Below are 12,095 nucleotides of genomic sequence, written 5' to 3'. Positions count from 1 at the left end.
GGGATTTGCATCGCGCTTCATAACCATCGTCGATATGCCTAACCGTGGTGTCCGCTGACCTCGTTTGCCGACTCGCTCGCTACCGAGGCGCCAGCCTTCTAGAATGTCAGGCTTTGCGGAATCTCTCGCCGCATCGCCCCTCGGGAAACCATGCGCCTCTACATGCAAACCGTGCCCGGAAATACCGACGCACCGCGTTATGTCCAGATCACGCTGGAGCAGGATCTGCTCGGGGGCTGGACGCTGTACCGCGAATCAGGCAATCAGGGCGGTCGCGCCTCGCTCAAGCGCGAGCAGTTTCTGGAGCGCGACGAGGCCATGGTCGCGTTCGAAAAGGCCCGCGACGCGCAGCTCAAGCGCGGCTTCCGCGTGATGTTTGCGCAAGGGCAGGAAGGCCCGTACGGGCGCTGAAATGAATACCCTCAAGAACGACCGCTTCCTGCGCGCGCTGCGCCGCGAGCCGACCGACACCACGCCGATCTGGGTGATGCGCCAGGCCGGCCGTTACCTGCCCGAATATCGCGCCACCCGCAGCCGCGCCGGCAGCTTCATGGCGCTGGCGCAGAATCCCGAGCTGGCCTGCGAAGTCACCCTGCAGCCGCTGGAACGCTTCGATCTGGACGCGGCAATTCTGTTTTCCGACATCCTGACCATTCCCGATGCGATGGGCTTGGGCCTGACGTTTGCGCAGGGCGAAGGCCCGCGCTTCGCGCATCCCGTGCGCACGCGCGGCGACATCGAGAAGCTCGCCGTGCCGGATATGGACGCCGAGCTGCGCTACGTGATGGACGCGGTGCGCTTGATTCGAAAAGAACTCGATGGCCGCGTGCCGCTGATCGGCTTTTCCGGCAGCCCGTGGACGCTGGCCTGCTACATGGTCGAGGGCGCCGGCTCGAAGGATTTCGCCACGCTCAAAGCGATGTGCTGGAACGAGCCGAAGCTCGCGCACCAGCTGCTCGACACCCTGGCGCAGGCCGTCGCCGCCTATCTCATCGCCCAGGCCGCCGCCGGTGCGCAGACGCTGATGGTGTTCGACACTTGGGGCGGCCTGCTGGGACCCGCGCCGTTCCGCGAATTCTCGCTACGCTATATGGCCCGCGTCGTCGATGCATTGAAAGCCAGCCCGCACAGCGCCGAGCTGCCGATCGTGCTGTTCTCCAAGGGCGCCGGTCAGCATCTGGGCGCACTGGCCGACACCGGCTGCACCGCGCTTGGCGTCGACTGGACCATCGACTTGGCCGATGCCCGCGCCGCGGTCGGCGGCCGCGTGGCGCTGCAGGGGAATCTGGATCCAGCGATCTTGCGCGCCGGCCCCGACGTGATTCGCCGGGAAGCGCGCGCCGTACTCGACAGCTACGGCCGTCATCCCGGCCACGTGTTCAATCTCGGCCACGGCATCACGCCGGAAGTCGATCCCGAGCATGTAAACGTACTGGTGGATGAAGTGCACGCCTACGGGAAAACGCTGCGCGGCTGATACTTTGCCCCTTCCCCCTTGGGGAGAAGGCCGGGATGAAGAGCTGGTGCTTGCCAGGATGCGCCGGCTTTTCCGCAACACGCCAGTGGCTCCCGTGTTGAGTTCATTCCGATACTCGGATAAGCCATCGGCCTGCGCCGCTTTACGCCGCCATGACCGCGGTCCTGATATACCTCGCACTCTTCGAGCCACTATCGGGACAACCTCATGGATCTGCAGCTTGCCGGCAAACGCGTACTGATCACCGGTGGCTCCAAAGGCATCGGCCAAGCCGTTGCCGAGCTGCTGGCGAGCGAGGGTTGCGATCTTCGCCTGGTCGCCCGCGACGGCGCCGCGCTGGAAGAACTCGCCACCGCGCTGCGCGCTCGTTTTCCGGTGCAGGTGGAAACCATGGCGGCCGACCTGTCGACGGATGCGACCGTGCGTGCGGTCGCCGACTGGGCCGGCGAGATCGACATCTTGGTCAACAACGCCGGCGCGATTCCGCCCGGCACGCTCACGGCCATCGACGACGCGGCCTGGCGCAACGCGTGGGATTTGAAAGTCTTCGGCTATATCTCGCTCAGTCGGGCGGTCTATCCGACGATGGCGAAACGCAAGCAGGGCGTGATCGTCAACGTGATCGGAGCAGCGGGTCAATCGCTGCCGCCGGGCTATATCGCCGGCGCCACGGGCAATGCGGCGCTGATGGCCTTCACCAAGGCGCTTGCGCGCGGCAGCCACGTCGACGGCATTCGCATCGTCGCCATCAATCCGGGCCCGGTTGAAACCAAGCGACTGGAAACCATGCAACGCGCCAATGCGCAGCGCGAGCTGGGCGACGCCGAGCGCTGGAGCGAGATGTTCAATACCATGCCCTTCGGACGCCCCGCCAAGCCGTCGGAGATTGCAGCCGCCGTGGCGTTTCTCGCCAGCCCGCTGTCGGGCTACACGTCTGGCACGGTGTTGACGATCGACGGTGCGGCATAGCCGAAAAATACGACGCTTGGTAGGTTGGCGATGCTTGGTGGGTTGGCGGTGAACGAAGTGAATCCCAACGTCCAGCGACCTGCCAGCGTTTTCGCCGCGTGCCGTTGGGCATCGCTTTGCTCAGCCCAACCTACGGCGTGATCGCGCCCAAACGCACGAACTCTCGCCGTGGAAAATCAGTGCTTGTCGGCACTTGCCTTCGTCCATACCGCCACATAGTCCACCAGCATCGGGTGCCCCGGCTCGGTCTTTTCATTGGGCGTCGGCACGCCGCCCGCCATGGCATACGAAAATCCACCGCCCATCGCGACGTTCAGCAGAAGAAAATAGCCGCCCTGACCGGTAATTTCGTTCCATGTCGCCGCTGGCAGCTGGTTTTGCGATACGTGGTCGTAGAGTTTGCCGTCGACATACCAGCGGATTTGCATGGGCGATACGCTGCGATCCCATTCGAACGTGTAGACATGGAACGCCGCCTGGCAGGTGGTGGCATCGCATGACGCGCGACGACCCAGGCCATTCGGCTCACCGCATGGGCCGCCGGGATAAACGCCACAGTGCAGGATGCCCCAGACACTGTTGATGCCGTTGACGTTTTCCATGATGTCGAATTCGCCCGCCTTGGGCCACAGACCATCCTTTCGATAGCTCTGACCAAGCGCCCAGAACGCCGGCCAGTAACCCTGGGCCGCCTGGTCGGCGACATAAGGCATCTGGATGCGCGCTTCGATGCGCAGCACGCCGTGTACGGGCGGCTTGAAGTTGCCTTGCCGGGTCTCGAGGCGGGCCGAGGTCCAGTTGCCGGATTTATCGCGAAGCGGCGTAATGCGTAAATGACCCTGCCCGTCCAGACCGACATTCGCCTTATTGGCGGTATAGGTCTGGATCTCCCCCGTGCCCCACTGTGGCGGCCCCGAGGGATATCGATGCCCGGTGTCGAGCAGCCAGCGCGTGCGCGAGGGCAGCCTGTCGGCGGCGCCATTGAAATCATCGCCGAACTGCAGCGTCCAGCCCGCAGGCTTGGGGATGGTGGCGTGTGCGCTCGGGATGCCCATCGCCGTGCCGATGCCGATGGCACCGCCGACCAGTATCCGCAGCACACGCTGCCTGGGCCAGCGACAACATAACTCCATGGTTTCCAGCAAATAATTGGGGGTCGATCGCACGCAAAAACCTTTTTGAAATCGAAATCTTTTTGCTCGCACCACACCCCGATCCAGCCGAAGCCCGTATCGGGATGTTATTGCCACATACGGCGACCTCAAGATTGAGGACGCGCGATAGCTCTATGCCTGCCTATAGTCCCGGCTCAAAACATAGCCTCGGGTGAACGCCGATCTCCCGAGCGCTTGCCAACGCGCCGACCGATCACGCTGGCATGCCCTCGACGAAGGCTTTGGCAGCCCTATCCGCGCCCCGTACAATGGGGTTTTGCCGTTGCCTACCCGTGCGCCTTCGACGAGGCGCCATTGCGAGTCCCCATGGAAAAGAGTTTCGAACCCGCCCAGATCGAGTCCAAATGGTACGCACACTGGGAAGCCAGCGGTGCGTTCAAGCCTGCGGCTCCTGACGACAAGAGCCGGGGCGAGCCGTATTGCATTCTGCTGCCGCCACCGAACGTCACCGGCACCCTGCATATGGGTCATGCGTTTCAGCAAACGGTGATGGACATGCTGGTGCGCTATCAGCGCATGCGCGGCATGAACACGCTGTGGCAGGTGGGCACCGACCACGCCGGCATCGCCACGCAGAAGATCGTCGAAAACCAGCTTGCGGTGGAAAATCAGACCCGCCACGACCTCGGCCGCGAGGCTTTCGTCGAACGCGTATGGAAGTGGAAGGAAGAATCCGGCTCCACCATCACCCACCAGATGCGCCGCATCGGCACCGCAGCCGACTGGTCGCGTGAGCGCTTCACCATGGACGAGGGTTTGTCCGCCGCGGTGCGCAAGGTGTTCGTCGAATGGTATCGCGCGGGCCTGATCTATCGCGGCAACCGGCTGGTGAACTGGGACCCGGTGCTGGGCACGGCGGTGTCCGATCTGGAAGTAAACAACGTCGAGCGCGATGGGTCGATGTGGTACGTCCGCTATAAAACCGTTGACGGCAACAATGAAGTAGTTATTGCCACTACTCGGCCCGAGACCATGCTCGGCGATGCAGCCGTTGCCATCCATCCTGAAGATGCACGCTACAAGCACTTGCATGGCAAGCGATTGCGCTTACCTATCACCGGTCGAGAAATTCCGGTCATTTTGGACGAATACGTTGATCCAGAATTCGGTACAGGCGCTGTAAAAATTACTCCTGCACACGATTTCAATGATTACGCCATCGGAAAGCGCCACAACCTACCGCAGTTCAACATCTTTAATTTGGCGGCAAAGGTTGTCAGCGACATAGATTGGATGGACAGAGTTGGTAAACCGGGCGGCGCCGGTAAAGTCCGCACGAACTATATCGATATGGCCGTAGATATTGGCATCCCTGAAAAATATCAGGGTTTAGACCGCTACGACGCGCGCAAGCTCATAATCGCCGAGCTAGATTCGCTCGGTCTTTTGGTAGAGATCAAACCGCACAAGCTGCAGGTACCGGTGAGCGATCGCTCCGACGCGGTGATCGAGCCGATGCTGACCGACCAGTGGTTTATCGACCTCACGACGGACGTCCAGACGGATGGACGTCCGGGCGGCCGCAAGGCGATCACTGAACCGGCGCTCGACGCCGTGCGTTCGGGTGACATCAAATTTGTGCCGGAGAACTGGACCAGCACCTATACCCAGTGGCTGGACAACATCCAGGACTGGTGCATCAGCCGCCAGCTCTGGTGGGGCCATCGCATTCCGGCCTGGTACGACGAAGCGGGCAACATCTTCGTCGGCGAAGACGAAGCCGATGCGCGCGCCAACGCCGACACGCCGCCGGTCGGCGCGCTGCGCCAGGACGAGGACGTGCTGGATACGTGGTTCAGTTCGGCGCTGTGGCCCTTTTCCACGCTCGGCTGGCCGGCCGACGGACCGGTGAAAAACGAGCGCGGCGAGGTCATCGCCAACTGGGCGGAGGACAAGATTTTCCTGCCCAGCGCGGTGCTGGTGACCGGCTTCGACATCATCTTTTTCTGGGTCGCGCGCATGGTGATGGCGACCAAGTACTTCACCGGCCAGATTCCGTTTCGCGAGGTGTACATCAACGCCATCGTGCGCGACGCGGAAGGCAAGAAGATGTCCAAGTCCAAGGGCAATACGCTGGACCCGCTCGATCTGATCGACGGCATCGAGCTGCAGCCGCTGCTGGAGAAATCGACCAAGTCGCTGTTGATTCCTCAGGTGCGCGAAAAAGTCGAAAAGCGCATCCGCAAGGATTACCCCGACGGCATTCCGTCGATCGGCACCGATGCGCTGCGCTTCACCTTTGCCGCGCTGGCCAGCTACAGCCGCACCATCAACTTCGACATCAAGCGTGCCGAGGGCTACAAGGCGTTCTGCAACAAGCTATGGAATGCGGCGCGCTTCGTGCTGATGAACGTAGCGGAAGGTGAGATCGCCGCGGCCGCCAGCGCACCGGCCACCGAAGCGGAGCGCTGGATTCTTACCCGCCTCAAGCAGACCCTGGGTGAAGTGGAACAGCACTTCGCCAGCTATCGCTTCGACCATCTGGCGCAGGCGCTGTACGAGTTCGTCTGGAACGAGTTCTGCGACTGGTTTCTGGAACTGTCCAAGCCGGCGCTGGCTGGAGACGATACGGTCGCCGCGGCATCCACCCGCCGCACCCTGCTGGTGGTGCTGGAGTCGGTGCTGCGTGCGCTGCATCCGGTCGTTCCCTTCATTACCGAGGAGATCTGGCAGGAGTTGCCCGCGACCGCGAAGAGCGCAGGGGCATCCACAGCAGCAGCGTCCAGCGCGCTGATCCTCGAATGTGCGTACCCACGGGCAGACGACTACGCCGGCGACGACGCGGCCGCCGCCGAGGTCGAGTGGTTCAAGAACGTGCTCGGCGGCGTCCGCCGGATTCGCTCGGAGATGAACATCTCGCCTGCGAAAATCATTCCGCTGCTGCTCGCCGACGGCGACGCCAGCGATCGCTCGCGCATCGCCAAATTCGCCGCGCAGATCGGCTTTCTCGCCCGCGTCGAGGCGCCGCAGTGGATCGACAGCGGCGCCGCCGAGCCTGCCGCCGCGGCCGCGGTGGTAGGCGCACTGCGCGTCATGATTCCGCTGGCCGGCCTGATCGATCTGGACGCGGAAAAGTCGCGGCTGACCAAGGAAATCACGCGCATCGAAACCGAAATCAAAAAATGCGAAGGCAAACTCGGTAACGCCAACTTCGTCGCCAATGCCCCGGCGGAAGTCGTGCAGCAGGAACGCCAACGCATCGCCGACTGGACCCAGCAGATCGTCGCTTTGCGCGAACAGGCGCAGAAACTTGGTTAAGGTGGCTCTGAGGCTAGCGAGAGGGAGAACCCAAAGCGCGGCTTTCAAGTCAAAGCGGCGCCCAGTTCCAGCACCATCACGATCGCATCCTCGCGTCCGTTCTTCGCCGGGTAGTAGCGCGGCCGCCTGCCGATTTCCTTGAAGCCCAGCGACTCGTACAGGCTCTTGGCCAGCGGATTGGACGGTCGAACTTCGAGGAAGACGCGCTCGGCGCCGTTCCAGCGCGCAATATCCAGCAAGCGGCGCAGCAGATGCCGGCCCAGACCCTGGCCGCGGTAATCCGGGGCGATGCAGATATTGAGTATGTGGGCTTCGTCGGCACCGATGGAGAGAATGCCGTAGCCGGCGACCAGGGCGTCCACGCACAGCACCCAGCAGGGATGGCCGGCGCGCAGGCAGTCGGCGAACACGCCCTGCGACCAGGGAAAATCGTAGGAAGCGTTTTCCAGTTCGCCGACCCGGGAGAGGTCCTCGTTGCGCATCGCGCGCACCTGGATCACCGGCTTGACCACCGCCGCCACCGCTCAGTGCTCCACGACAGCCAGCGCGCGGCGCAGATTGCGCAGCGCACTCCACAGCCGCCGTTTGGCCTCGGCAGCGGTCAGCACCTGTACCAACTCATCGGCCAGAACGATTTGCGCACTCTGCATGGCGGCCGCGGGCAAAGCTCGCCCCAGCGCATGGGCCTGGGCCTCGCCGAAAACCAGATAGGCCCGCGCATGGGGCACCTCGGCCAGCTGGCCGTCGGTGACCCGCACGCGCGCGGCGCGCGCCAATGTCGAACCGCAGGCGTTGAGCAGGCGACCCAGCAGATCCAGTTCGCGCGTCGCGCAGCTCTGGGGCAACACCACGACGCAAGCGACACCGGCGGCCAGATCGGGCAACGGTTGCGACGGCTCGGCGACGGTTGGCCCAGCCCTCGTCGCGCGTTGCACCCATGGCGTCACGCCCAACGCCCGCAGCACACGAGAGCGCTGGCTCAGGGTGGCAGACCGAGGGGATGCCGATGCGTTCACGCCACGCCCCGACGAACGCGCCGACGATGCGTGGCCAGCCGGCACATGGTCCAGACCGGCCCGGAGAGCAGATACAGCGTGAAACCGACAAACAGCACCCATGCCGTATCGAGCACCAGCAAACCGAGCAGCAGCACCGCGCCCACCATCCAGCCGAACGGCACGTGGCCGCGCTCGCCCATCGGCAGCGACTTGAAACTGAAATAGCGAAACCGGCTGACCATCAGCAGACCCACGATGACGGCCATCACCGGCGTGATGAAACAGAACTCGCTGCCCGGCAGGCCGGTCTTGTCGACCACCCACACGAACGACATGCATACCGCCGCGGCCGCCGGACTGGCAAGGCCCTGGAAATAGCGCTTGTCGGCCACGCCGACCTGGGTGTTGAAGCGCGCCAGCCGCAGCGCCGCGCAGGCGACGTAAATGAAAGCGGCAGCCCAGCCCAGCTTGCCCCACAGCGGGCCGAAATCCTTCAGCGTGGACAGCGACCAGGCGTACATCACCAGCGCCGGCGCCATGCCGAAGCTGATCAGGTCGGATAGCGAGTCGTACTGCACGCCGAATTCGCTCTGCGTACCGGTGAGCCGCGCCACGCGGCCATCCAGGCCATCCAGCACCGCCGCCATGAAAACCGCCACTGCCGCGTCGGTGTAATGACCACCGATGCTGGCAATAATCGCGTAGAAACCGGCGAACATCGCCCCGGTGGTGACCAGGTTCGGCAGCAGATAAATGCCGCGATGAGGCGGCTGGCGGGCGGGCATCGCGTCGTTCATGAAACAATCCGTGACAACATACGCTCAGTGTAAACCATCGCTCGCTTGAGTCCGGGCGGTGGTGGATGTTAACTAGGCAGCCGGATTGGCCGATTGGCCATGTGCCATTCCGTTGCGCAGCGCTCGCTCATCGTTTGTCGTCGAATAACCCAGGGGGAAAACCATGCATCGTTCGATGATTGCGCTGGCACTGCTGCTGATGGCTCCGCTGGTCGGTGCCCAGGTCTACAAATGGAAGGATGCCAACGGCACCGTGCATTACTCGCAAACGCCGCCCTCCAGCAATGGCACCAAGTTCAAGGAAGTGAAGGCCGATACGTCGGTGCCGCCCACGCCGGCAGCCAGCACTGCTGCGCCAGCCGCCGCTCCCGCCCCAGCGCAGCCGACCACGACCACCGTAGCCGACACGCCGGAAAACCGCGCGAAACTGTGCAGCTCGCTGCAAACCAATCTGGCCGCGCTGCAAAGCGCGGCCCCGGTCGTGATGCAGCAAGGCGGCAAACAGACCGCGCTCGACGACAGCACGCGCAAGCAGCAGGCCAGCGCGGTACAGGCGCAGTACCAGCAATACTGCGCCAAATAATTCCGGGTAATCGCGGATATCGGCGCCCAGCAGCGCGCCGGCAAGAGCGCCTGGCGAACGCTTAAGAGCCTGTTCAACGTCTCCGCGTGGCCCGCGCCGGGAACGGTTGGCGCGCAGGCCAAGTAAGAACGAGGGTAGGCGGGGAGGCGCCATGAATGGCGCCGGCTTTGAGGAGCGAGGAGTGGACGCCCGTCCACGACCAGTGATGACGCCGGATGGCGGGCAAACAGACCCGGCCCTGCGGGTTGCCTCGCCGTGGCCGCCAGGTGGCGCAGCGCTTGCCTGGCTGGCAAGTCAAACCGCGCACCACCACCTGGCGGCCACGGCGAGGCAACGCGAGCGACGTGGAGACGTTGAACAAGCTCTAGGTGCCGCCGCTCCGACCGGTGCCGCCGGCAGGCCGCTACAATTGGCGTCTTTCATCACGCCGGAACAAACCCGCATGCGCCTCAGCCAATTCCATCTGGCCACCGTCAAGGAAGTCCCCGCCGACGCCGAAATCGCCAGTCACCGACTGATGTTGCGCGCCGGCATGATCCGCCGGCTGGCCTCCGGCCTGTATACCTGGTCGCCGCTGGGCCTGCGCGTGCTGCGCAAGGTGGAGAGAGTCGTGCGCGAGGAGATGAACCGTGCCGGCGCCATCGAGATGCTGATGCCTTCGATCCAGCCGCGCGAGCTGTGGGAAGAAACCGGCCGCTGGCAGAAGTTCGGCGGCCAGCTGCTGAAGATCAAGGACCGCAAGCAGCAGGAGTTCTGCTACGGCCCCACGCACGAGGAAGTGATCACCGACTTCGCCCGCAACGAGCTGAAAAGTTACAAGCAGCTGCCGGTCAACTTCTACCAGATCCAGACCAAGTTCCGCGACGAGATTCGCCCGCGCTTCGGCGTGATGCGCGCGCGCGAATTCCTGATGAAGGACGCCTACTCCTTCCATCTCACGCAGGAATCGCTGGCGCAGACCTACCAGGCGATGTACGAGGCCTATACCCGCATCTTCACCCGACTGGGGCTGACCTTTCGCGCAGTGCAGGCCGATACCGGCGCCATCGGCGGCAACGCCAGCCACGAGTTTCAGGTGCTGGCCGATTCGGGCGAGGACGCCATCGTGTTTTCCGATGGCTCCGATTACGCCGCCAACATGGAGAAGGCCGAGGCGCAGGCGCCTGCGGGTGACCGCCCCGCGCCCGGTGCCGAGCTGCAGCGCGTCGACACCCCGAAACAGCGAACCATTGATGAAGTTTCGGCCTTTCTTCAGGTCGCTCCGCAGCAATGCATCAAGACCCTGCTGGTGCGCGGCCGCGAGGGCCTGGTCGCGCTGTGCCTGCGCGGCGACCACGAGATCAACGAGGTCAAGGCGGGCAAGCTGATCGAACTGCCGGACGAATCGGTGCTGGCCTCCGAAGAAGAAATTCGTGCCGCCACCAGCACGCGTCCCGGCTTCATCGGCCCGGTGGGACTGCCCGACGCCATTCCGGTCGTCGTCGATCGCGATGCCGCCGTGCTGGCGGATTTCGTCTGCGGCGGCAATGCCGACGGCACGCACTACACCGGCGCCAACTGGCTGCGCGATGCGCGCGTCACGCGCGTGGCCGACCTGCGCAACGTGGTCGAGGGCGATGCGTCGCCCGATGGCCAGGGCACGCTGCACATCGCCCGCGGCATCGAAGTCGGGCACGTGTTTCAGCTCGGCCAAAAATACGCCGAGGCACTCAAGGCCACCGTCATCGACGACCAGGGCAAGCCGCAGGTGCTGACCATGGGCTGCTACGGCATCGGCGTCAGCCGCATCGTGGCAGCCGCGATCGAACAGCGGCACGACGACGCCGGCATCGTCTGGCCCGACGCGATGGCGCCCTGGCGCGTGGTGGTGTGCATCATCAACCCGAAGAACCTGCCCGAGGTCGGCGCCGCGGCCGAGGCTTTGTATCAATCGCTGATCCAACGCGGCATCGAAGCGGCGCTGGACGACCGCGGCCTGCGCCCGGGTGGCATGTTTGCGGACATGGAGCTGATCGGCATTCCGCACCGCGTGGTGGTGAGCGAGCGTGGCCTGGCCTCCGGCACACTGGAATATCGCGGCCGGCAGGACGCCGACAATCGCGCCATGACCCAGGACGAGCTGTTCGATCTGCTCGATTAATCAGCCCCCTCAAGCGCCGCTGTGGCGCAGCCGCCCCTGCGCCGGCGCACGGCAATCCTCATCAACGCCCATCAAAATGGCCGCCTAGCGCGGCCATTTTCGTTTGCGCCATTGCCCGCATACGCACCGTTTCAATATCCGGCGATAACGTTTTATACCTGGCAGCATAATCGGCGGCGCATTTAAAAAAACGGCGTATTTCGCCATCAGTCTTTACAACGGTTTGATAAATCAGCCAGAATCATCCCTGCAAGACCATTAACCGGGCTCGGCTTCCCCACTTATCTGCCGCCCTCTCCATTAAACACATCTAATTAATCGATCCAGCGATCTCCCTCGGAGATCCTTACCCCCGGAAACCAACATGGCCGTCGATATCAAAAACCTCAATCACTCCCAGCTCAAAGACCTCATCAGCAAGGCGCAGATTCGCCAGAATGAATTGAGCAAGGAAAAAGTTGCCAAGCTTCGCGACAAGGTGCTCGCGTTGATCAAGGCTGAGGGTTATACCTTCGAAGAAATTTTCGGTCAGGCACGCAGCAAGGCCAAACGCGCCAGCAGCCCGGTGGCACCGAAATACCGCAACCCGGCCAACCCCGCGCAGACCTGGTCCGGCCGTGGCAAGCGCCCGCACTGGTTCAGCGACGCGCTGAAGGCCGGCAAGAAGGAAAAAGATCTCGCGATCTGATCGCAGCTCT

Annotated in this window: 11 protein-coding genes; 7 read left to right on the top strand and 4 right to left on the bottom strand. The window is 63.5% G+C overall.

Going from position 1 to position 12,095, the window contains the following annotated elements; translation table 11 throughout:
• Window positions 1–150: 150 nt before the first annotated feature.
• The 3 genes from HDE76_RS17630 (at window position 151) to HDE76_RS17620 (ending at window position 2,446) form a co-directional block, all read left to right on the top strand.
• Window positions 151–411, top strand: a complete 261-nt coding sequence (locus HDE76_RS17630; RefSeq protein ID WP_179477479.1) for a WGR domain-containing protein — start codon at window positions 151–153, stop codon at window positions 409–411.
• Between the two features lies 1 nt (window position 412).
• On the top strand, window positions 413–1,477 hold the full coding sequence (hemE, locus tag HDE76_RS17625) for a uroporphyrinogen decarboxylase (RefSeq protein WP_184509472.1): 1,065 nt from the start codon (window positions 413–415) through the stop codon (window positions 1,475–1,477).
• Between the two features lie 207 nt (window positions 1,478–1,684).
• Entirely contained in the window at window positions 1,685–2,446 is a 762-nt protein-coding gene (locus HDE76_RS17620) for a short-chain dehydrogenase/reductase (protein ID WP_184509470.1), read from the top strand.
• A 176-nt stretch (window positions 2,447–2,622) separates the two neighbouring features.
• Here the strand turns inward: HDE76_RS17620 and HDE76_RS17615 are convergent, their stop codons facing one another.
• A complete protein-coding gene (locus HDE76_RS17615) occupies window positions 2,623–3,612 on the bottom strand; it encodes a glycoside hydrolase family 16 protein (RefSeq protein WP_343205732.1) in 990 nt (329 codons plus the stop codon).
• Window positions 3,613–3,927: 315 nt separating this feature from the next.
• Here HDE76_RS17615 and HDE76_RS17610 point away from each other — a divergent pair, with 315 nt between their 5' ends.
• On the top strand, window positions 3,928–6,879 hold the full coding sequence (locus HDE76_RS17610) for a valine--tRNA ligase (RefSeq protein WP_184509469.1): 2,952 nt from the start codon (window positions 3,928–3,930) through the stop codon (window positions 6,877–6,879).
• Window positions 6,880–6,923: 44 nt separating this feature from the next.
• On the opposite strand, the gene rimI is transcribed toward HDE76_RS17610, so the two are convergent.
• The 3 genes from rimI to pssA all read right to left on the bottom strand — a co-directional run bounded on the left by rimI (window position 6,924) and on the right by pssA (window position 8,674).
• Complete coding sequence (gene rimI / locus HDE76_RS17605) at window positions 6,924–7,400, bottom strand: ribosomal protein S18-alanine N-acetyltransferase (RefSeq protein WP_184509460.1); 477 nt, start codon at window positions 7,398–7,400, stop codon at window positions 6,924–6,926.
• A gap of 3 nt (window positions 7,401–7,403) precedes the next feature.
• Entirely contained in the window at window positions 7,404–7,826 is a 423-nt protein-coding gene (locus HDE76_RS17600; protein WP_343205731.1) for a hypothetical protein, read from the bottom strand.
• A 65-nt stretch (window positions 7,827–7,891) separates the two neighbouring features.
• Window positions 7,892–8,674 (bottom strand): CDP-diacylglycerol--serine O-phosphatidyltransferase, encoded by a 783-nt coding sequence (gene pssA / locus HDE76_RS17595; protein ID WP_179477484.1) that lies wholly within the window; start codon window positions 8,672–8,674, stop codon window positions 7,892–7,894.
• A gap of 163 nt (window positions 8,675–8,837) precedes the next feature.
• On the opposite strand from pssA, the gene HDE76_RS17590 reads away from it, so the two are divergent.
• The 3 genes from HDE76_RS17590 to HDE76_RS17580 all read left to right on the top strand — a co-directional run bounded on the left by HDE76_RS17590 (window position 8,838) and on the right by HDE76_RS17580 (window position 12,085).
• A complete protein-coding gene (locus HDE76_RS17590; RefSeq protein WP_179477485.1) occupies window positions 8,838–9,257 on the top strand; it encodes a DUF4124 domain-containing protein in 420 nt (139 codons plus the stop codon).
• Between the two features lie 442 nt (window positions 9,258–9,699).
• Window positions 9,700–11,397, top strand: a complete 1,698-nt coding sequence (locus tag HDE76_RS17585; protein ID WP_184509455.1) for a proline--tRNA ligase — start codon at window positions 9,700–9,702, stop codon at window positions 11,395–11,397.
• A gap of 364 nt (window positions 11,398–11,761) precedes the next feature.
• A complete protein-coding gene (locus HDE76_RS17580) occupies window positions 11,762–12,085 on the top strand; it encodes an H-NS histone family protein (protein WP_179477487.1) in 324 nt (107 codons plus the stop codon).
• Window positions 12,086–12,095: the final 10 nt, after the last annotated feature.

Origin of the sequence: Rhodanobacter sp. ANJX3 (assembly GCF_014200755.1) — a bacterium.
In the GTDB taxonomy this organism is placed as follows: Bacteria; Pseudomonadota; Gammaproteobacteria; order Xanthomonadales; family Rhodanobacteraceae; genus Rhodanobacter.
Note: the sequence above shows the minus strand (reverse complement) of the source record. Positions and strands in the feature narration are given on the sequence as shown.

Excerpts from the sequence above, each read along its gene's own strand:
- HDE76_RS17630 (WP_179477479.1), top strand. The coding sequence starts at position 151 with ATGCGCCTCTACATGCAAACCGTGCCCGGAAATACCGACGCACCGCGT.
- hemE (WP_184509472.1), top strand. The coding sequence starts at position 413 with ATGAATACCCTCAAGAACGACCGCTTCCTGCGCGCGCTGCGCCGCGAG.
- HDE76_RS17620 (WP_184509470.1), top strand. The coding sequence starts at position 1,685 with ATGGATCTGCAGCTTGCCGGCAAACGCGTACTGATCACCGGTGGCTCC.
- HDE76_RS17610 (WP_184509469.1), top strand. The coding sequence starts at position 3,928 with ATGGAAAAGAGTTTCGAACCCGCCCAGATCGAGTCCAAATGGTACGCA.
- pssA (WP_179477484.1), bottom strand. The coding sequence starts at position 8,674 with ATGAACGACGCGATGCCCGCCCGCCAGCCGCCTCATCGCGGCATTTAT.
- HDE76_RS17590 (WP_179477485.1), top strand. The coding sequence starts at position 8,838 with ATGCATCGTTCGATGATTGCGCTGGCACTGCTGCTGATGGCTCCGCTG.
- HDE76_RS17585 (WP_184509455.1), top strand. The coding sequence starts at position 9,700 with ATGCGCCTCAGCCAATTCCATCTGGCCACCGTCAAGGAAGTCCCCGCC.
- HDE76_RS17580 (WP_179477487.1), top strand. The coding sequence starts at position 11,762 with ATGGCCGTCGATATCAAAAACCTCAATCACTCCCAGCTCAAAGACCTC.